The organism is Streptomyces hebeiensis, assembly GCF_052983195.1.
Genome location: NZ_CM129812.1, coordinates 1,598,769 through 1,617,933, shown reverse-complemented (window position 1 = coordinate 1,617,933; position 19,165 = coordinate 1,598,769). Strand labels below are relative to the sequence as shown.

Genomic DNA, 19,165 nt, shown 5'->3' with positions numbered 1-19,165 from the left:
CTGTTCATGAGGGAATTCGGCGGTGCGGACGGAGACGTGGGCGGACTCGCCGACGGGCGTGCGGACAGGCACGCGGACGGACACGTGGCGCTCCGGGTGAAGGGACGGATCCTGGTCGGCCCGGAGGACGTCAGGGACGAGCTGTGGGTCGTGGGCGGCCGGATCACCTACGACCGGCCCTCCCTCGCCCGTGACGTCCGTACGGTCGAGGGCTGGGCGCTGCCCGGTCTGGTCGACGCGCACTGCCACGTCGGGCTCGACCGGCACGGCGCGGTCGACGCGGCGACCAGCGAGAAGCAGGCGATCGAGGACCGCGAGGCGGGCGCGCTGCTGCTGCGCGACGCCGGATCGCCCGCGGACACCCGCTGGATCGACGACCGTGCCGATCTGCCGAAGATCATCAGGGCGGGCCGCCACATCGCCCGTACCCGCCGCTACATCCGCAACTACGCGCACGAGATCGAACCGGAGGACCTCGTCGCCTACGTCGCCGGGGAGGCGAAGCGCGGGGACGGCTGGGTCAAGCTCGTCGGCGACTGGATCGACCGGGAGGCCGGTGATCTGACCCCCTGCTGGCCGCGCGGTGCGGTCGAGGCGGCCATCGCGGAGGCGCACCGGCTCGGGGCCCGGGTCACCGCGCACTGCTTCGCCGAGGACTCGCTCCGAGACCTCGTGGAGGCGGGGATCGACTGTGTGGAACACGCCACCGGCCTCACCGAGGAGACCATCCCGCTCTTCGCCGAGCGCGGCGTCGCGATCGTGCCGACGCTGGTCAACATCGCGACGTTCCCGCGGCTCGCAGCGGGCGGCGAGGCCAGGTACCCGCGTTGGTCGGCGCACATGAACCGGCTGCACGCCCGCCGCTACGACACCGTCCGCGCGGCGTACGACGCGGGCATCCCGGTCTTCACCGGCACCGACGCGGGCGGCGGCCTCGCCCACGGCCTGGTGGGCGCGGAGGTCGCGGAACTGGTCACGGCCGGCCTGCCGCCGCTCGCGGCCCTCTCGGCCGCCACCTGGTCCGCCCGCGCCTGGCTGGGCCGACCGGCCCTGGAGGAGGGCGCCCCGGCGGACCTGGTGGTGTACGAGGAGGACCCCCGAGCGGACGTCCGCACCCTGACGTCCCCGCGCCGCATCGTCCTGAACGGCCGCGTGGTCGCCTGACGACGCGGCCACCGGAGCCGGGGGGCGGTGACGCGCGGCCGTTTCCGGCCGTCGCGCCGGGCACGATCCGCGTCACGTTCCGGGGCGCTCCGCCGCGTCAGCCCCCGGTGGTCCCGCCCCCGGGCTCGCCGACCGCCGTCAGGGACTGGTCCAGGGCCTGGAGGAATCGATTCGTCGTGGCACGGTCCCGCACGGCCAGGCGCAGCCACCGGGCGTCCAGGCCCGGGAACGTGTCGCCCCGGCGAGTGGCGAAGCCCAGGACGCGCAGGCGGGCGCGGACCGCGTCGGCGCGGGCCGTGCGGAGCAGGACGAACGGGCCCCGCGCCGCCGCCACCGTCCGCACCTCCTCGAACTCCGCCAGCCCCGCGAGCAGATGCGCCCGCTCCACCGCCGTGCGTCGCGCCGCCTCCTCCGCCTCCGCCAGCGCGGCGGGCGACACGCACGCCTCGGCGGCGGCCAGCGCCGGGGTCGACACCGGCCACAGCGGCTGGGCTCGCTCCAGAGCGGCCACCGTCTCCGGCTCCGCCAGTACGTAGCCGATCCGCAGGCCGGCCAGCCCCCAGGTCTTCGTGAGACTGCGCAGCACCACCAGCCCGGGCACGTCCACCCGCCCCGCCAGGGCCTCCGGCTCGCCCGGCACCGCGTCCATGAACGCCTCGTCCACCACCAGCGTCCGGCCCGGCCTGGCGAGCTTCGCGACCGTCCCGGCCGGATGCAGGACCGAGGTCGGATTGGTCGGATTGCCCAGCACCACCAGGTCCGCGTCCTCCGGCACGGCCGCCGGATCCAGCCGGAAGCCCTCCTCCTCCCGCAGCAGCACCCGCCGCACCTCGTGCCCCGCGTCCCGCAGCGCCGCCTCCGGCTCCGTGAACTGCGGATGCACCACGACCGGCCGGCTGCCCTCCGGCAGGGCCCGGGCCAGCAGGACGAACGCCTCCGCGGCCCCCGCCGTCAGCAGCACCCGCTCGGCCGGCAGACCGTGCCGCGCCGCCACCGCCGCCCGCGCCACCCGGCCGTCGGGGTACGCGGCGAGCCCCGTCAGCGACTCGGCGATCCGCACGCACAGCCAGTCCGGCGGTGTGCCCGTACGGACATTGACCGCGAGGTCGACCAGCCCGGCCGCGCCGTCGCGCACCTCGGCGTCACCGTGGTGGCGCAGATCGTGGCCGTCAGCGTGCGCGTACATGGCCGTCGCGCGGGTCGTGACCGGGTATTCCGGATACGGGGCCGTGCCGGTGGACCGGACGGGCCACGCGCTCGACGAACAACGGGACGACGAGGCGGTTCACCGTGCTCCCTCCCTTGAGGCTCCGGAACCACCGCAGCCCTGTCACCACGGCACACGCGATATCGCGTGTGCCCCCTGTGTTTCCTGTTCTTCCTGCCGATATCGACATCATGTCCATACGGACCGGTTCCACTCCGGATCGCCTTCCGGGTGGCCCCTGCACGCCACGGCGCAGGTGACCGTCCCGGGACCGCCCCCGCTCCGCGCCGTCCGTTTCGGGACGAGGAGCACGCCTCCGCCGACCAGCGCGGCCGCCTCCGCGACCGAGTGGGTGCCCACCGCGGCCAGGGCAGCGTCCGACGGGTGCGGTACGCGGACGCCGGCCAGCAGCTCGGCCGCGTACCCCCGTACCGGCACCCCGAGCCGCTCCGCCGCTCCCAGGATCCCGGGCTCCGCGGCCTTCGCGGCCACGGTCGCCAGCTCGACGACCGCGAGCGGCGGGAGCCCGGCGCCCCGCAGGGTCGCCGCGACCAGCGCGGACACGTCTTCCGCCGAGACGCCCCGGCGCGCGCCGATACCGACCACCAACTCACCCGCCGAACGTGCGGAACGCGGCCGCGATGGGCTATGCAGGGGCCCATGGCGGTGTTCGTCGCGCTCGGCGCGTTCCTCATGACGCTGTTCGGCGGCTGGACGGCGCAGCGCGTCACGGACCGCCGGCACCTCGTGCTGGGCCTGGCCGGAGGGCTGATGCTCGGCGTCGTCGGCCTCGATCTGCTGCCGGAGGCACTGAGCGCGGCGGGTGAGGAGATCTTCGGCGTACCGCAGGCGCTGCTGCTCTTCGTCGGCGGCTTCCTGATCGCCCATCTGGTGGAACGGCTGCTCGCCGGCCGGCAGGCGGCCCACGGCGGTGCCCCGGAGGGGCCGCCCCCTCACTCGGGCGGCCGTCCTGCAGGCACCGACGACACTCGGACCGATGACACAGGCGCAGATCACATCGGCACCGATGGCAGGCGCGCCGATGGCAGGCGCGCCGATGGCAGGAGCACCGATGGCAGGAGCACCGATCACCAGGGCGGTCACACCACGAGCAGTCGCGCCGCGGGAACCCACTACCACGCCGCGCCCCCCGTCGCCGTCGAACGGGTGCCGCAGGTCGGTCTGACCGCCGCCGCCGCCATGGTCGGCCACAGCGTGATGGACGGCATCGCGCTCGGCGCGGCCTTCCAGGTCGGCGGGGGCATGGGCATCGCCGTGGCCCTCGCCGTGATCGCCCATGACTTCGCGGACGGATTCAACACGTACACGATCACGAGCCTGTACGGGAACCGCCGCCGCAAGGCGATCGCGATGCTGTTCGCGGACGCCGTCGCGCCGGTCGCGGGCGCCGCGTCCACACTGCTGTTCACCCTCCCCGAAGAGGCGCTCGGCAGTTACCTCGGTTTCTTCGGCGGCGCCCTGCTCTATCTCGCCGCCGCCGAGATCCTGCCCGAGGCTCACCACGAGCACCCGGCGCGTTCCACCCTCCTGTGCACGGTCCTGGGAGTGTGTTTCATCTGGCTGGTGGTGGGCGTCGCCGGCTGAGCCACCGCGTCGCACACGACACGGTACGGATCCCACCCGCGCCCCACGGGCCCGCGCCCCGTAGGCCCGCGCCCGGCAGGCCCGTACCGGACGGATTCGCGCCCGACGGGCCGCCGCCCCGTCCTCGTCCCCTCGCCGGCTCACGCCGCGCACCGTTCCACGAACCGCCGCGCCATGTGCGGAGTCGCCGCCCAGTGCGTGTGCAGATAGCTCGCGTGCACGCCGCCCCGGACGAACCCCTCCAGCCGACGGGCCGGGTGCACCACTCCCCATGCCGCCTCCGGCCCCGCCGCCGGCTCCAGCACGGTCCGGTGGAACTCGTGCCCGCGCACCCGGGTCCCCGCCGCCGCGAGCGCGCTGTCACCGACCGCCACCGCCTCCCGGTAGCCCAGCGTCAGCCGCTCCGACATCCGCGCGTCGGCGTCCAGCACCCCGCACATCGGCTTCCCGTCCAGGGAGCGCGCGAGATACAGCAGCCCGGCGCACTCCGCCGCGACCGGCGCACCGGCGTGCGCCAGTTTGGCGACGGCCGCGCGCAAGGGCTCGTTGGCGGACAGCTCCGGCGCGTACACCTCGGGGAAGCCGCCCCCGATGACCAGCCCCTTGGTGCCCTCCGGCAGCCGTTCGTCCCGCAACGGGTCGAACGGCACGACCTCGGCGCCCGCCGCCGTCAGCAGCTCGGTGTGTTCCGCGTACGAGAACGTGAACGCGGAACCGCCGGCGACGGCGACCACGGGCCGCCCCGCGCGGTCCGCGTCGGCGATCGGTTCGATCCCCGGCTGCCACGCCACCGCGTCCAGCGGCGGCGCGCTGCGCGCCAGCGCCAGCAGCGCGGGCAGGTCGCAGCCCGCCCGCACCCGGTCGGCCAGCGCACGCATCGACCGCACCGCGTCCGTGTGCCGCTCGGCGACCGGGACCAGTCCCAGGTGCCGGGAGGGCGTGCCCAACCGGTCGGTCCGGCGCAGCACGCCCAGCACCGGTACGCCCGACCCGTCCAGCGCGTCCCGCAGCAGCCGCTCGTGCCGGTCCGTGGCGACCTTGTTGAGGATCACCCCGCCGATCCGCACCTCCGGGTCCCACGACGCGAAACCGTGCACCAGCGCCGCGACCGAACGGGACTGGGACGAGGCGTCCACCACCAGCACCACCGGCGCGCGCAGCAGCTTCGAGACCTGGGCGGTGGAGGCCAGCTCCCCCTGCCCGGACGCACCGTCGTAGAGCCCCATGACCCCCTCGACGACCGCCAGGTCCGCGCCCGCGGCCCCGTGCGCGAACAGCGGCCCGATCAGACCGGGACCGCACATGTACGCGTCGAGGTTCCGGCCGGGCCGCGGCCCGGACCCGGTCGCCGCCCCGGACCCGCCGGACGCCGACGGAACCGGCGAGCCGGACGCCACCGCCAGCGCGTGGTAGCCCGGATCGATGTAGTCCGGCCCCACCTTGTGCGGGGAGACGGCCAGACCGCGTTCCGAGAAGGCCGCCATCAGGCCCGTCGCGACGGTGGTCTTGCCGCTGCCGGAGGAGGGCGCGGCGACGACCAGGCGCGGGACGTTCACCACTCGATGCCTCTCTGCCCCTTCTGGCCCGCGTCCATCGGGTGCTTGATCTTCGTCATCTCCGTGACGAGATCCGCGAAGCCCTTGAGCTTCTCCGGCGCGTTGCGACCGGTGATCACGACGTGCTGGCCGCCCGGGCGGTCCCGCAGCACCTCGATCACCTCGTCCGTGTCCACCCAGCCCCAGTGCAGCGGATACGCGAACTCGTCCAGCACGTACAGCTTGTGCGTCTCGGCCGCGAGGTCCCGCTTGACCTGCTCCCAGCCCTCGCGCGCCGCCTCCTCGTTGGAGAGCTGGCTGTCGCGCTGCACCCACGACCAGCCCTCGCCCATCTTGTGCCAGACGACGCTGCCGCCCTCGCCGCTCGCCCCCAGCACGGTGAGCGCCTTCTCCTCGCCGACCCGCCACTTCGCGGACTTCACGAACTGGAACACACCGATCGGCCAGCCCTGGGTCCATGCCCGCAGCGCGAGCCCGAAGGCCGCCGTCGACTTGCCCTTTCCGGTGCCGGTGTGGACGAGGACCAGCGGACGGTTGCGGCGCTGACGGGTCGTCAGTCCGTCGTCCGGGACGGTCTCCGGTTGTCCTTTCGGCATTACGCGGCCCTCCTGGTCGTGTTCTTGACGGTCTTACCGGTCTTACCGGTCCCACCGGTCTTCTCGGTCCGGTCGGTTGTCCTGGTCCCGCCCGTCGCGGCGGCGGACACGGAAGCCGCCCCGGGAACCCGTACGCCGGCCTTCCTGCCGTCGGCCCCCCGGCGCCCGGCACCCCGGGCTCCGGCCCCTCGCGTTCCGAATTCGCCCTGGACGTCCCTGACCAGCCCGGCGATGCTGTCGGCCCGCAGTTCGTCCAGGGTGACGGCCGTACCGCCCAGCGCGCCCGCGAGCGTTCCGGCCAGCCCGAGCCGTACCGGCCCCGATTCGCAGTCCACGACCACCGCCGCCGTCCCCTCCACCGCGTGCAGCCGCGCCGCGCGCGTCGCCAGCCCCAGCGGGTCCCCGCCGCCCGTCGCCCGCCCGTCCGTCACGACCACCAGCAGCGGGCGCCGCACGGGATCCCGCAGCCGCTCCACCCGCAGGACGTCATGGGCCTTCAGCAACCCGGCGGCGAGCGGTGTCCGCCCGCCCGTCGGCAGCGCGTCCAGCCGGGCGGCCGCCGCGTCGACCGACGACGTCGGCGGCAGCGCGAGCGCCGCCTCCTTCCCCCGGAAGGTGACCAGGCCGACCTTGTCGCGCCGCTGATAGGCGTCCAGCAGCAGCGAGAGCACCGCACCCTTCACCGCGCTCATCCGCTGTCGGGCCGCCATCGACCCGGACGCGTCGACCAGGAACAGCACCAGGTTCCCCTCGCGGCCCTCCCGGGTCGCCTGCCGCAGGTCGTCCCGGCGGACCACCAGCCCGGGGCCGGAGCGCCCGCGCGCCCGCTGGTGCGGTGCCGCCGCCCGGACCGTGGCCGACAGGTGAAGCTTCGTCAGGACGCCTCGGGGGCGCCGGGACCCCGTCGTCCTGCCGTGCTCCGTACGGGCCCGGGAGCGGCGCCCGGCCGCGCCCTCGCCGAGCCCCGGCACGCTGAGCGTCTTCGTACGGAACGGTTCCCCGGCCCGTACGGCGGACCGTTCCCCGGCTCCGGGCCCGGCCGCCGGGCCCGAGCCGCCCGGGGCCCGGGGCCGTTCCTGACCGGGCCGCTGCTCCGCGGTGCCGGGCGCGGTACCGTCCTCGCCGGGTGCCTCGTCCTGTCCGGGCGCGGCCGGCTCCCGAGGACCGGCCTGCGGCGGCGGGCCGTCCCCGTCCGCGGGACCGCCGTTCCCGCCCCCGCCCCCGTCCCCGGGGCCGTCCGGGCCGGGGCCGCCGCCGTCCGGACCGCCGTCCGGGTCCTCCGGGCCCGGGTCGTCGTCCCCGGCGAACTCCTCCAGCGTCTCGTCCAGCTTGTCCTCGTCCAGCCCCGGCGCGTCGAAGGGCGAGCGCCGCCGCCGGTGGGGGAGCGCCAGCAGCGCGGCCTGCCGTACGTCCGCCGCCGTGACGTCCGTGCGCCCCGCCCACGCGGCCAGCGCCACGGCGGTCCGCGCCATCACGATGTCCGCCCGCATCCCGTCCACCTCGAACGCGGCGCAGGTCGCGGCTATCTGCCGGAGCGCGGTGTCCCCCAGCCGTACCTCCGGCAGCAACGCGCGCGCGGCGACGATCCGCGTCCGCAGCGCGTCCTCCTCGTCGGCCCAGCGTGCGGCGAACCCGGCCGGATCGTCGTCGTACGCGAGCCGCCGCCGTACGACCTCCACCCGCTCGTCCGGCTCGCGCGAGGCCGCGACCTCCACCGTCAGCCCGAAGCGGTCGAGCAGCTGCGGCCGCAGCTCCCCCTCCTCCGGATTCATCGTCCCGACGAGCAGGAAACGCGCGGCGTGCCGTACGGAGACGCCCTCGCGCTCGACGTACGACGACCCCATGGCCGCCGCGTCCAGCAACGAGTCGATCAGGTGGTCGTGCAGCAGGTTGACCTCGTCGACGTACAGCACCCCGCGGTGCGCCTCGGCGAGCAGCCCCGGCTCGAACGCCTTCACGCCCTCCGCCAGGGCGCGTTCGATGTCCAGCGCGCCGACGAGCCGGTCCTCCGACGCGCCCACCGGCAGTTCGACCATCCGGGCGGCCCGGGCCGCACCGGGGCGCCCGGGTTCGTGCGGTCCGTCCGGGCAGCGCGGATCGGGCGCGGCGGGATCACAGCTGAACCGGCACCCGCCGACCACCGACACCTCGGGCAGCAGCGTGGCCAGGGCGCGCACGGCCGTGGACTTCGCCGTGCCCTTCTCGCCCCGGACCAGGACTCCGCCCACCGCCGGGCTGACCGCGTTCAGCAGCAGGCCGAGCCGCAGATCGTCCATCCCCACCACGGCGGTGAACGGGAAAGGGGTGCTCATATGCTGATCGCTCCTTCGAGGGGTTCGCGTACGGCAGCTTGGGTGCGGCGGTCAGGGTGGACGGAGCGGGCGGAACGGATGGAGAGGGCAGAACGGGTGGAGAGGGTGTAACGGGCAGAGTGGGCGGGTCGGTCGGGCCGGGGCGGATGTCGAGAGGTCACGACGGCGCCCCCGGCGGGACGAACGGCAGTCCCCCGGGCGCCCCCTCCTCGATCAGCCGCCACAGCGCGTCCGTGTCCGCGTGCTCCTCGACCAGATCACCGAGAAGGTCGAGCTGTGCCTCGCGCAGCACGCCGAAGCTCGTGTCGGGCGCCGGTACGAAACGCCGGCCCGCGGCCCGCGCCGCCTCCGTCAGGAACGCCCGCCGGAACGCGTCGCTCTCCAGCGCCCCGTGCCAGTGCGTGCCCTGCACGGACCCCACCCGGCAGCCGTCCAGCGCGCGCCCCGCCTCGTCGGAGGCGAACGCCTCGCCGCCGAGCACCCGGGCGACGCCATGGTGGATCTCGTACCCCTCGACAGGTTCGCCGAGCGCCACACCGGCCGGCCGGGCCAGCGTCTTCTCACGCGCGAACCGGACCCGTACGGGCAGCAGTCCCAGCCCGGTCACCGTGCCGGCCCGTGACTCCACCTCGTCGTCGATGCGCTCGCCCAGGATCTGGTAGCCCCCGCAGATCCCCAGCACCGGGCGCCCCTCGGCGGCCCGTCGGGCGAGCGCGTCGGCGAGGCCGCGCTCGCGCAGCCACTCCAGGGCCCGCACCGTGCCGCGCGTGCCCGGCACCACGGCGAGGTCCGCGTCCGCCAGTTCCTCCGGCCGGTCCACGAAGCGGACCACGACCCCCGGTTCGGCGGCCAGCGCGTCCACGTCCGTGAAGTTGGACATGAGCGGTACGGCGCAGACCGCGACCCGCAGCACGTCCTCGCCGTACGGGGCCGCCGGCCGCGACTCGCGCACCGCCCCGCGCAGCGACACCCGCAGGCCGTCCTCCTCGTCGATGCCCAGGCCGTGCCGCCACGGCAGGACGCCCACCGTGGGCCGCCCCGTCAGCGCGCGCAGCATGTCGAGCCCCGGCTCCAGCAGGGACACGTCCCCCCGGAACTTGTTGACCAGATAACCCGCCACCAGCGCCTGGTCCTCGGGGCTCAGCAGCGCGGTCGTCCCGAAGAAGGAGGCGAAGACCCCGCCGCGGTCGATGTCCCCGACCACGACCACCGGCAGCCGCGCGGCCCGCGCGATGCCCATGTTCACGATGTCGGTACGGCGCAGATTGATCTCCGCCGGGCTGCCCGCTCCCTCGCAGATCACCGCGTCGTAGCTGCTCCGCAGCTCCTCCAGGCACTCCAGGACCGGCCCGAGCAGCGCCTCCTGCCGCCCGCCGTGGTAACCGCGGGCACTGAGCTCGCCCACCGGACGGCCCATCAGTACCACCTGGCTGCTGCGGTCGCTGCCCGGTTTCAGCAGGACGGGATTCATCAGCGCGGTCGGTTCCACCCGTGCCGCCTGTGCCTGCATCGCCTGCGCCCGGCCGATCTCCGCGCCCTCACGGGTCACGAACGAGTTCAGCGACATGTTCTGCCCTTTGAAGGGGGCCACCTTCACGCCCCGGCGCACGAGCCAGCGGCAGATTCCCGCCGTCACCACGCTCTTGCCCGCGTCGGAGGTGGTCCCGGCGATCAGCAACCCGCCCCCGCGCCCCCGCCCGTTCCGGCTCATTCCCCGCGCCCCTTCCCCGCTGACGTCGTACGCCGTTCCGCGGCGCGCCGCAGCGCGCCGTACGCGAACCGCCCCGCGACACAGGTCACCAGGGCGAGCGCGGACACCCGGCCGGACAGCCGCACGGCCCGCTCGATGTCCGAGACCTCGACGGGCCGCCCCTCGCCGTTCAGGACGGGCCGGTGCTCCACGCGCCCGGCGTACGCCAGGGTGCCCCCGAGCCGTACGCCCAGCGCGCCGGCGAACGCCGCCTCCACCGGCCCCGCGTTCGGGCTCGGGTGACGGTGCGCGTCCGTGCGCAGCGCCCGTAGCGCGCCGCGCGGATCGCCGCCCGCCACCACGGCCAGGGCGGCCGTCAGCCGGGCGCCCGGCCATCCGGCGAGGTCGTCGAGGCGGGCCGAGGCCCAGCCGAACCGGCGGTGGCGCGGCGACCGATGACCCACCATCGCGTCCAGCGTGTTCACCGCCCGGAAGCCCACCAGCCCCGGCACCCCCGCGACGGCGCCCCACACGAGCGCCCCCACGACGGCGTCGGAGGTGTTCTCCGCGACGGACTCCACCACCGCGCGGGCGATCTGCCCGCCGTCCAGGGCCTGTGGGTCGCGCCCGCACAGGTGTGGCAGCCGCTGCCGGGCGAGGCCGAGGTCCCCCGCGGCGAGTGCCTCGCCGATGGCGCGGGCCTCCCGCCCCAGTGAGGTACCGCCGACGACGGCCCAGGTGGCGGCGGCGGTCAGGGCGACGGGTGCGAGCGCGCGGGGGGAGGCCGGGGGAGCGGGGGCGGCGGCGGTGGCACGACGCGCGACGCGTACGTCTCGCACGCCCCACAGGTCCCGCGCGCCACCTACTCCGCGCACGCCACCTTCGCGTATGCCGCGCACTTCGTGTATGCCGCGCGCGGCGAGTGCCGCGACCGCGACGGCTCCACCGGCGCACACCGCCGTGTGCAGTGCGCCCCAGCCCCGGTGATCGCGCCACAGGACTCGTTCCACGGACCCCGCGGCCCTGCCGAACGCCGCGACGGGATGCCCCCGGCGCGGATCACCGAGCAGCCGGTCGGCCACGAGGCCGGCGGCGGCACCGTACGCGAAAACCCGCTCGGCGGCCGGACCACGGCCGCCCGCGGCGGCTGAACCGCAGCCAGGCATGGCGAATCGTCCTCACTCAGGGTCCGCGCCCCGGCTCGACGTGACGCGGCGGCGAGAGTTCCTGGCTCCTGCGAGCGGCGCCCGGGGTGGGACGGAGCTCACAGTGACAGTGGCGGGACCGCGCCGGATTCGCACCGGCTTCCTCTCCATGCCGCCGTGTATGGCCCCGGAAGTCCACCACGCTCGAGAACACCCGTCAACTCGTCCTTGACCTGCGACGGAACAGTGTGCCGAGCCCCACACGAGGCCGTGTCGTCCCCATATGGGCCCTCTTGCGGCACGAGTGGCACAGGGGCGGCACGAGAGGCAGGAGTCGGCCCCGGCGCACACCTGGTGCGCCGGGGCCGACTCCTCTGGGTAATCCCGCGGGCTCGTGGTCGCGGCCGGCGTCGCCGTCCGCCGCGCCGGGTCAGGCGACGATCAGATAGATCCCGTACGCCACCGCCGCCGCGCACAGCGCGAAGCAGGCGTAGGCCAGCGCCTGCCCCGTACGCGCGGCGCCGCCCGCGCTCCGGGCCCCGGCGGACTCCTGCCTGGCCAGGCTCACGACGCCCAGGGCGAACAGGCCCACGAGGGCGACCGTGGCCACGAGGCTCACGCCGAAGACGGCTCCCAGGGCCGCCCAGTCGATGTTCATCGTCTTCTCCGCTCCTCTGATCCTCTGGTCACGCGCGCTTGCGATGGTGCGATCCCGCGGCTCCGCTTTCCTGCGGCGCCGCGAGGGCCCCTCAGACCGAGGCGGTACGCGCCGGCTCGCCGGCGGGGCCCGCCGGGGCCTGGATGGTGGCCGACAGGTCCTGGGCGGTGCCCGCCACCGGCGGCGGGGCGACGGCCGCGACGGCGGTGGTCACCACCCCCGCCGGCTCGGGGACACCGGTGGTCCCGGCGTCCGTGCCCGCCGTGCCGGCGCCGGTCTCGGTGACGTTGGTGTGGTCGACCGGCTTGCGGCGCGAGGCGTACCAGATCGCACCGGAGGACGCGACCAGCAGCACGGCGACGACCGTGACGCCCCAGGTGCCCTGGCCCGTCAGGAACTCGGCGCCCGCGGCCACCAGGCCCGCCGCCGGCAGGGTCAGGCCCCAGGCGACGAACATCCGGGTGGCGGTGGACCAGCGGACCACACCGCCCTTGCGGCCGAGGCCCGCGCCCATCACGGCACCGGAGCAGGACTGCGTCGTGGAGAGCGAGAAACCCAGGTGGGAGGAGGCCAGGATGACCGTCGCCGCGCTGGTCTGGGCGGCGAACCCCTGCTGCGGCCGGAGGTCGGTCAGGCCCGTGCCCATGGTGCGGATGATGCGCCAGCCGCCGAGGTACGTGCCGAGCGCGATCGCGACACCGGCGGAGACGATGACCCACAGCGGGGGGTTGGCGCCGGGCGCGAGCACGCCGCCGGTGACCAGCGCGAGCGTGATGACGCCCATCGTCTTCTGCGCGTCGTTCGTGCCGTGCGCGAGGGAGACGAGCCCCGCCGAGGCGATCTGGCCCGCGCGGTAGCCCTTGGCCGTGGCCTTGTCGTCGGCGTGCCGTCCCAGGCGGAACGTGAGCCGGGTGGCCAGCAGCGCGGCGACCCCGGCGACCAGGGGCGCGGCGAGCGCGGGGATGAGGATCTTGGTGACGACCACACCGCCGTTGACGCCGGAGGCGCCGACGGACATCAGCGTGGCGCCGATCAGGCCGCCGAAGAGCGCGTGCGAGGAACTGGACGGCAGCCCGAGCAGCCAGGTGAGCAGGTTCCAGAGGATGGCGCCGACGAGCGCCGCGAAGATCACCTCTGTCCGGATGCCCTCTTCGTTGATGAGTCCGCCGGAGATCGTCTTGGCGACCTCGACGGACAGGAAAGCGCCGACGAGATTCAGCACGGCCGACATGGCCACCGCTGTCTTGGGCTTGAGCGCGCCGGTCGAGATGGTCGTCGCCATCGCGTTGGCGGTGTCGTGGAAACCGTTCGTGAAATCGAACACGAGGGCTGTCGCGATCACGATCGCGAGCAGCAGCGTGATGTGTTCCATTTACCCAGGCAATCGTTCGACGTCAGTGGCCAAGGTGAACGTAAGGAGTCAGGGTGAACGAGAGATGAACTGAAGAGGACTTCGCGGTGACCCTAGGGGAGGGGTGTCGCCCGGTCCCGGCCCGCTCCCAAGACGCGCCCGCGCCACCTTCGTTCGGCCCAGCCTGACAAGATCTGCCCCATGACTGACCCCACTGACTCAACCGGTCCCGTCACCCCGGCCCGTCCCGAGTCGGACGAGCCCTTGTCGGCCGGGCCCGCGACGGGCGAGCCGCGGGACGCGCGGCTGGCGGACGCCTGGCGGGAACTCGTGGCCACGGCACGCAGGACGGCGGACGAGGGGCTCGTCGTGGGCACCTCGGGCAATGTCTCCGTCCGGGTCGGTGACCTGGTCCTCGTCACACCGAGCGGGGTGCCGTACGAGCGGCTGGGCCCCGACGACCTCATAGCGGTCGGTCTGGACGGCCGGCAGGTCCTCGGCGGGCTGACGCCGACCAGCGAGCTGCCGATGCACCTGGCGGTCTACCGCGCCACCTCCGCCACCGCCGTGGTGCACACCCACGCGGTGCACGCCACCGCCGTCTCCACCCTCGTTCCGGAACTCCCCCTCGTCCACTACATGGCCGCGGCCCTCGGCGGCCCCGTCCGGGTCGCCCCGTACGCGCTCTACGGCTCGGAGGAGCTGGCCGCCCACATGATGGACGCCCTGCGCGACCGCACCGCCTGCCTCCTGCGCAACCACGGCACGGTCGCCTACGGGGCGAGCCTGGCCCAGGCGTACGACCGCACGGCCCAGCTGGAGTGGATGTGCCGCCTCTGGCTCACCGCGAGCGCGCTGCCCGGCCGCACGCCCGCCCTGCTGTCCGAGGAGCAGGTCGGCGAGGTGGCGGCGAAGCTCAGGGGGTACGGCCAACGCGGCTGAGCGCCCGCCGCTCGCCCCGCCGTCGGCCGTCCGCCCCGGCGCGGGTCGGCCCGACGCTCCCCGTGCACCGCCTGCCCGTACCTCCTCGGGACCCGCCCGCTGGCCGGGTGGACCCCGAGCGGTGACACTGGGACGGTGCGCCCGGCGACAGCGACGGCAGCGGCCGTCTCCACAGTGCTCGGGGTCGGCGCGGCCGCGGTCGCCGCCGGCCGGTACGCCAGCGATGCCGCCCTGAAGCCGCCGCCGGACGGCGCCCTGCCGGGCGACCCTCGCCTCACCGTGCACGCCACTGCCGCCGGACAGGTCACCCTGACCCGCTGCCTGGCGTCCCTGCGCCCCGGTACGTACGGCATCCAGGGGCCCGACGTCCACGCGGTCGTCGGGCCCGTACTGGACGGGGTGGAGCACGCCGCCGACACGGTGGTGCGCCGGCTGGAGAGAGTCGGCCGCGGCAACCTGTCGCCCGGCTCACGGGTCCGCGTCACCCCGCAGCTGTACAGCGGCGATCCCACCACCGCCCTCGGCATCGACCACAAGGAGGTGTGGATCCCGGGCGCCCTCGGGGCCGTGCCCGCCTGGTACGTGCCCGGCTCGCGCGACACCTGGGTGATCACCGTGCACGGGCTCGGCACCACCCGTGAACATCCCATGAACCTGCTGGAGTTCCTGACCTCCCTGCGGATTCCCGTGCTCGGCGTCGCCTACCGGGGCGACCCCGGCGCGCCCCGGTCCCCGGACGGTATCGGCCACCTCGGCGAGTCCGAGTGGTACGACCTGGACGCGGCGATCCGCTACGCCGTCCGCTACGGCGCCGAGCGCGTGATCGTGCACGGCTGGTCGACCGGCGCCGCCATGGCCCTGCTCGCCGCCACCGGATCCGCGCTCGCCGACCGGGTCTCCGGGCTGGTGCTCGACTCGCCGGTGCTGGACTGGGAGGCCACCCTGCGCGCGCTGGCCACCGCCCGCAAGGTGCCCGCGGCGCTGCTGCCCCTCGCGGTGCGGGCGGCCCAGGGGCGGGCCGGGCTCGGCGGCGACCGGCTCCTGCGGGCCACCGAGCCGCCCGGGCTGCGCGCCCCCACGTTGATCGTCCACGGCCCCGGCGACACCATCGCCCCCTGGCGGCCGTCCCGGGAACTGGCCGGACTCCGGCCGGGACTCGTCACTCTCCACACCGTCCAGCACGCTCCGCATGCGGCGATGTGGAACGTCGATCCCGCCGGTTACGAGGAGACCGTCCGCCGCTTCATCACCCCCCTGCTGTAGCCACGCCCCACCCGCCCAACAGGCACCTTCCGTCCCGTTCCGGTGACGGCGGGACCGTCGGGGAGGCCCGGCCGGACGGGCTCCTGGCACGGCCCGCCTCCCGACGAGACGGGTTCCGTTTGGGCTTTCGGCCGGTCACCGGGAAGACTGCCCCCGTGACGTCCCGAAAGCCTGATGAGCAATTGGCGCGCAACTCCAGACTCCGACTCGTCCGCGGGCGACCGTTGACCACGGCACGACGGGCTGTGACCAGCGGACGCAGTCGGCCCGCCCCCAGGCCGCCCGAGGGGACCCCTCCCCAGGCGGAGCTGGCCCGGCAGGCGAGGGAGGTTCTCGCCGACGCCGTACGGATCGCCCGCTGGGCCGCGACCGACCGGGACGCCGACGCGGGCCCGCTGGCCGGGGCCGGGCTGGAACGCGCCGCGGCCGAACTGGACCTGACACCGGACCAGGTGCGCGCGGGCTGGGACCGCGCCCGGCTGGCCGGGCTGGTCGAGCTGCACGCCGGCACCGTACGCCCGGGCTGGCGGCTCCAGGCGTGGGACCGGGACGACAGCGCCGTCCAGCGCGGCTGGGTCGCGCTGTTCGACGCGTGGTCGCTCGTCCACCCGGCTCCGGCCGACGTCGCAGCGGCCACGGTCGCCGAGGTCGTCGAAGCCGTCCCCCAGGTGCTGTCGCTGCTCCAGCTCTCGGCCGGACCGGTGCTCGTACCGGCCCTGCTCGACCTGCTCCAGCAGCGCGTCGCCGAACTGCACGAGGAACGCTGCGAGGTGCCCTACGGGCCACAGCGGGACCCCGCCGGGCCCCCGGCCCCCGAGCCCCCGGTGGACGACGCGCTGCTGCCGCCGCTGCTCGACTGGGCCCTGGAGGGCATGGCCGCCGTGGGCGCGCTGACGCTGGGGGAGGGACAGGCGACCCTCACCCCGCTCGGCAACTGGGCGGTCTGGGTCAAGCTGGAGCAGATCTGCGTCGCCGCGCAGAGCCCCGCCGGCAACATCGAACAGTCCGCGGAACACATGCTGCGCGGCTGCGCCGCACTCACCCCCGGCCCCGCCCGCGCCGAGTACCGGGCCTGGCTCGCCGCCCGCACCGTCGGCAGCGCCGTCACGGAACTGCTCTCCGTCGCCCGCGGCGAGGACGCGCTCCTGCGCGGACTCGCCTTCGAGGCCCTGCGCGTCGTCGGTGCCCCGGCGGAGGCGGAGGTCCGCGCGGCGGTCGACGACCCGAGCCTGCGCCCGTACGCCCTGATCTGGCTGGCGGAGTACGAGGGCGCCGACCCGGAGGAGGCGTCCGAGGTCCTCACCCGCGAGGAGCAGACCTGGCTCTGGGTGGACACCGCGGCGGCCGTCGCCGACCACGGCGAGAGCGAGCTGCTGGTCCGCCACCTGGACTCCGCGGTGCAGGGCAACGTGCCCGCGCTGCTGGACGAGGTCCGCGCCGTGGGCCACCCCCGTACGGTGCAGGTCCTGGTGGCCCTGGCCGCCGCCCACCCGGACCCGGCACTGGCCAAGGCCGTACGCCGGGCGGCCTTCCAGGTCCACACCGGAGGCGCCTGACACCGCCCCGGCGACGCCCGCGCCACCGTCCGGCCGGGTGGGGGCCCGGCGGCGGGGCCCACGGCCCCGGGTGCGCCGCCGGCTCGCACGGCCCCGGGGCGCGGGGCCGGAGACCGTGCCGTCCAGCCTCGGACCGTCCCGCCCGGCCCGGGGCCTGGAGCCGGGCGGCGCCCCCGGGCCGGGCGGGGACGGCCCGGACGACCGCCCGCGAGGCGTGTGCACGACGGCCCAGCCGCCCCGGCCGGCGACGGGGCCCGGCGGCAGGGACGGCGCTCCGGGCTTGGGGCGTCCGGCCGCGGGAGGCGCGCGCACCGGCACACGACCGCGCCGGGGGCCGACGCGGAAAAAGCATTTGCCCGTCACCGTTAGACTGACCCGCATGGCATTTCTCCTTGTGCATTAGCCGGCGTCGAAGAATCTCCTCCGCCTGCTTTCTTCCGCCGTCCATACCGCCCTGGAGTCTTTCCGTGATCACCGCCACCGGTGTAGAGCTGCGCGCCGGCGCCCGCGTCCTCATCGAATCCGCCTCGTTCCGTATCGCCAAGGGCGACCGCATCGGCCTCGTCGGCCGCAACGGAGCGGGCAAGACCACGCTCACCAAGTGCCTCGCGGGCGAGGGACAGCCCGCCAGCGGCACCATCACCCGTTCGGGAGAGGTCGGATACCTGCCGCAGGACCCCCGCACCGGCGACCTCGACACCCTCGCCCGCGACCGCGTCCTCTCCGCCCGTGACCTCGACTCCGTCCTGCGGAAAATGCGCGAGAACGAGGACCGGATGGCCAACGGCAAGGGCGCCACCCGCGAGAAGGCGATGAAGAAGTACGAGCGCCTGGAGACGGAGTTCCTCACCAAGGGCGGGTACGCCGCCGAGGCCGAGGCCGCCACCATCGCCGCCGCGCTCGGACTGCCCGACCGGGTGCTCGGCCAGCCCCTCCACACGCTCTCCGGCGGTCAGCGCCGCCGCGTCGAGCTGGCCCGCATCCTCTTCTCGGACGCGGACACCCTGCTCCTCGACGAGCCCACCAACCACCTCGACGCGGACTCGATCATCTGGCTGCGCGAGTACCTGAAGACCTACCGCGGCGGCTTCATCGTCATCTCCCACGACGTCGACCTGGTCGAGACCGTCGTCAACAAGGTCTTCTACCTGGACGCGAACCGCTCGGCGATCGACATCTACAACATGGGCTGGCGCCTCTACCAGCAGCAGCGCGAGGCCGACGAGAAGCGCCGCAAGCGTGAGCGCGCCAACGCCGAGAAGAAGGCCGCCGCGCTGAACTCCCAGGCCGACAAGATGCGCGCCAAGGCCACCAAGACGGTCGCCGCGCAGAACATGGCCCGCCGCGCCGAGCGGCTGCTCGCCGGGCTGGAGGAGGTCCGCCAGTCGGACAAGGTCGCCAAGCTGCGCTTCCCCGAGCCCGCGCCCTGCGGCAGGACGCCGCTGACCGCCGAGAGCCTGTCGAAGTCGTACGGTTCCCTGGAGATCTTCACGGACGTCGACCTCGCCGTCGACAAGGGCTCCCGCGTGGTCATCCTCGGACTCAACGGCGCGGGCAAGACCACACTGCTGCGCCTGCTGGCCGGGGTCGAGAAGCCGGACACCGGCCAGGTGATCCCCGGCCACGGCCTCAAGCTCGGCTACTACGCCCAGGAGCACGAGACCCTCGACCCGGACCGCACCGTCCTGGAGAACATGCGCTCCTCGGCCCCCGACCTCGACCTGGTCGACGTCCGCAAGACGCTCGGGTCGTTCCTGTTCTCCGGTGACGACGTCGACAAGCCGGCCGGGGTGCTCTCCGGTGGTGAGAAGACCCGGCTGGCACTGGCCACCCTGGTCGTCTCCTCGGCCAATGTGCTGCTGCTGGACGAGCCGACGAACAACCTGGACCCCGCCAGCCGCGAGGAGATCCTCGGCGCCCTGCGCACGTACAAGGGCGCCGTCATCCTCGTCACGCACGACGAGGGCGCCGTCCAGGCGCTGGAGCCGGAGCGGATCATCCTGCTGCCCGACGGCGTCGAGGACCTCTGGGGAGCGGAGTACGCGGATCTCGTCGCCCTCGCGTGATCCACTGCGTATGGATCATTCGGCCTAGCCTTGATCCATCATCTGTGTGAGGAC

15 protein-coding genes and 1 riboswitch are annotated in these 19,165 nt (G+C 74.7%); of the genes, 6 read left to right on the top strand and 9 right to left on the bottom strand.

The genetic code is table 11. The annotated features are described in order from the left end of the window. The first annotated feature begins 84 nt into the window (after positions 1-84). Positions 85-1,164, top strand: coding sequence for an amidohydrolase family protein (locus tag ACU6P3_RS07005; RefSeq protein WP_447197793.1), 1,080 nt, complete (start codon positions 85-87; stop codon positions 1,162-1,164). Positions 1,165-1,261: 97 nt separating this feature from the next. Here ACU6P3_RS07005 and cobC read toward each other — a convergent pair whose 3' ends face one another. Both cobC and ACU6P3_RS06995 read right to left on the bottom strand, forming a co-directional pair. Continuing rightward, positions 1,262-2,350, bottom strand: coding sequence for an Rv2231c family histidinol phosphate aminotransferase CobC (cobC, locus tag ACU6P3_RS07000; protein WP_514414741.1), 1,089 nt, complete (start codon positions 2,348-2,350; stop codon positions 1,262-1,264). 210 nt (positions 2,351-2,560) lie between these two features. Next, a complete protein-coding gene (locus ACU6P3_RS06995; RefSeq protein ID WP_447196371.1) occupies positions 2,561-2,977 on the bottom strand; it encodes a cobalamin biosynthesis protein in 417 nt (138 codons plus the stop codon). Between the two features lie 54 nt (positions 2,978-3,031). Here ACU6P3_RS06995 and ACU6P3_RS06990 point away from each other — a divergent pair, with 54 nt between their 5' ends. After that, entirely contained in the window at positions 3,032-3,976 is a 945-nt protein-coding gene (locus ACU6P3_RS06990; protein WP_447196370.1) for a ZIP family metal transporter, read from the top strand. 140 nt (positions 3,977-4,116) lie between these two features. On the opposite strand, the gene ACU6P3_RS06985 is transcribed toward ACU6P3_RS06990, so the two are convergent. The 7 genes from ACU6P3_RS06985 to ACU6P3_RS06955 all read right to left on the bottom strand — a co-directional run bounded on the left by ACU6P3_RS06985 (position 4,117) and on the right by ACU6P3_RS06955 (position 13,305). Continuing rightward, positions 4,117-5,535 (bottom strand): cobyrinic acid a,c-diamide synthase CobB, encoded by a 1,419-nt coding sequence (locus ACU6P3_RS06985; protein ID WP_447196369.1) that lies wholly within the window; start codon positions 5,533-5,535, stop codon positions 4,117-4,119. Next, entirely contained in the window at positions 5,529-6,128 is a 600-nt protein-coding gene (gene cobO / locus ACU6P3_RS06980; RefSeq protein ID WP_447196368.1) for a cob(I)yrinic acid a,c-diamide adenosyltransferase, read from the bottom strand. Before cobO ends, ACU6P3_RS06985 begins: the two co-directional genes overlap by 7 nt. Beyond that, positions 6,128-8,440 carry a putative cobaltochelatase gene (locus ACU6P3_RS06975; RefSeq protein WP_447196367.1) on the bottom strand — a complete coding sequence of 771 codons (2,313 nt, stop codon included), beginning with the start codon at positions 8,438-8,440 and terminating at the stop codon, positions 6,128-6,130. The genes cobO and ACU6P3_RS06975 overlap by 1 nt, the downstream gene beginning before the upstream one ends. Before the next feature lie 157 nt (positions 8,441-8,597). Then, a complete protein-coding gene (locus ACU6P3_RS06970) occupies positions 8,598-10,151 on the bottom strand; it encodes a cobyric acid synthase (RefSeq protein ID WP_447196366.1) in 1,554 nt (517 codons plus the stop codon). Then, the gene (locus ACU6P3_RS06965) at positions 10,148-11,296 is read right to left on the bottom strand and encodes a cobalamin biosynthesis protein (protein WP_447196365.1); all 1,149 of its coding nucleotides are present in this window, start codon (positions 11,294-11,296) and stop codon (positions 10,148-10,150) included. Before ACU6P3_RS06965 ends, ACU6P3_RS06970 begins: the two co-directional genes overlap by 4 nt. Positions 11,297-11,351: 55 nt before the next feature. Next, positions 11,352-11,441, bottom strand: a riboswitch (cobalamin riboswitch). A 264-nt stretch (positions 11,442-11,705) separates the two neighbouring features. Then, entirely contained in the window at positions 11,706-11,933 is a 228-nt protein-coding gene (locus ACU6P3_RS06960) for a hypothetical protein (RefSeq protein ID WP_447196364.1), read from the bottom strand. Between the two features lie 91 nt (positions 11,934-12,024). Next, a complete protein-coding gene (locus ACU6P3_RS06955; protein WP_030753290.1) occupies positions 12,025-13,305 on the bottom strand; it encodes an inorganic phosphate transporter in 1,281 nt (426 codons plus the stop codon). Positions 13,306-13,485: 180 nt separating this feature from the next. On the opposite strand from ACU6P3_RS06955, the gene ACU6P3_RS06950 reads away from it, so the two are divergent. The 4 genes from ACU6P3_RS06950 (at position 13,486) to abc-f (ending at position 19,111) form a co-directional block, all read left to right on the top strand. Then, on the top strand, positions 13,486-14,226 hold the full coding sequence (locus ACU6P3_RS06950) for a class II aldolase/adducin family protein (protein WP_447196363.1): 741 nt from the start codon (positions 13,486-13,488) through the stop codon (positions 14,224-14,226). Positions 14,227-14,361: 135 nt separating this feature from the next. After that, entirely contained in the window at positions 14,362-15,489 is a 1,128-nt protein-coding gene (locus tag ACU6P3_RS06945; RefSeq protein ID WP_447196362.1) for an alpha/beta hydrolase, read from the top strand. 155 nt (positions 15,490-15,644) lie between these two features. Beyond that, on the top strand, positions 15,645-17,045 hold the full coding sequence (locus tag ACU6P3_RS06940) for a hypothetical protein (RefSeq protein ID WP_078854854.1): 1,401 nt from the start codon (positions 15,645-15,647) through the stop codon (positions 17,043-17,045). 467 nt (positions 17,046-17,512) lie between these two features. Then, complete coding sequence (abc-f, locus tag ACU6P3_RS06935; protein WP_447196361.1) at positions 17,513-19,111, top strand: ribosomal protection-like ABC-F family protein; 1,599 nt, start codon at positions 17,513-17,515, stop codon at positions 19,109-19,111. The last annotated feature ends 54 nt before the right edge of the window (positions 19,112-19,165 follow it).

What these genes read in the sequence shown, in the direction of transcription:
- cobC (WP_514414741.1), bottom strand. Translation starts at nt 2,350, where the DNA reads ATGTACGCGCACGCTGACGGCCACGATCTGCGCCACCACGGTGACGCC.
- ACU6P3_RS06990 (WP_447196370.1), top strand. Translation starts at nt 3,032, where the DNA reads ATGGCGGTGTTCGTCGCGCTCGGCGCGTTCCTCATGACGCTGTTCGGC.
- cobO (WP_447196368.1), bottom strand. Translation starts at nt 6,128, where the DNA reads ATGCCGAAAGGACAACCGGAGACCGTCCCGGACGACGGACTGACGACC.
- ACU6P3_RS06975 (WP_447196367.1), bottom strand. Translation starts at nt 8,440, where the DNA reads ATGAGCACCCCTTTCCCGTTCACCGCCGTGGTGGGGATGGACGATCTG.
- ACU6P3_RS06970 (WP_447196366.1), bottom strand. Translation starts at nt 10,151, where the DNA reads ATGAGCCGGAACGGGCGGGGGCGCGGGGGCGGGTTGCTGATCGCCGGG.
- ACU6P3_RS06965 (WP_447196365.1), bottom strand. Translation starts at nt 11,296, where the DNA reads ATGCCTGGCTGCGGTTCAGCCGCCGCGGGCGGCCGTGGTCCGGCCGCC.
- ACU6P3_RS06960 (WP_447196364.1), bottom strand. Translation starts at nt 11,933, where the DNA reads ATGAACATCGACTGGGCGGCCCTGGGAGCCGTCTTCGGCGTGAGCCTC.
- ACU6P3_RS06955 (WP_030753290.1), bottom strand. Translation starts at nt 13,305, where the DNA reads ATGGAACACATCACGCTGCTGCTCGCGATCGTGATCGCGACAGCCCTC.
- ACU6P3_RS06950 (WP_447196363.1), top strand. Translation starts at nt 13,486, where the DNA reads ATGACTGACCCCACTGACTCAACCGGTCCCGTCACCCCGGCCCGTCCC.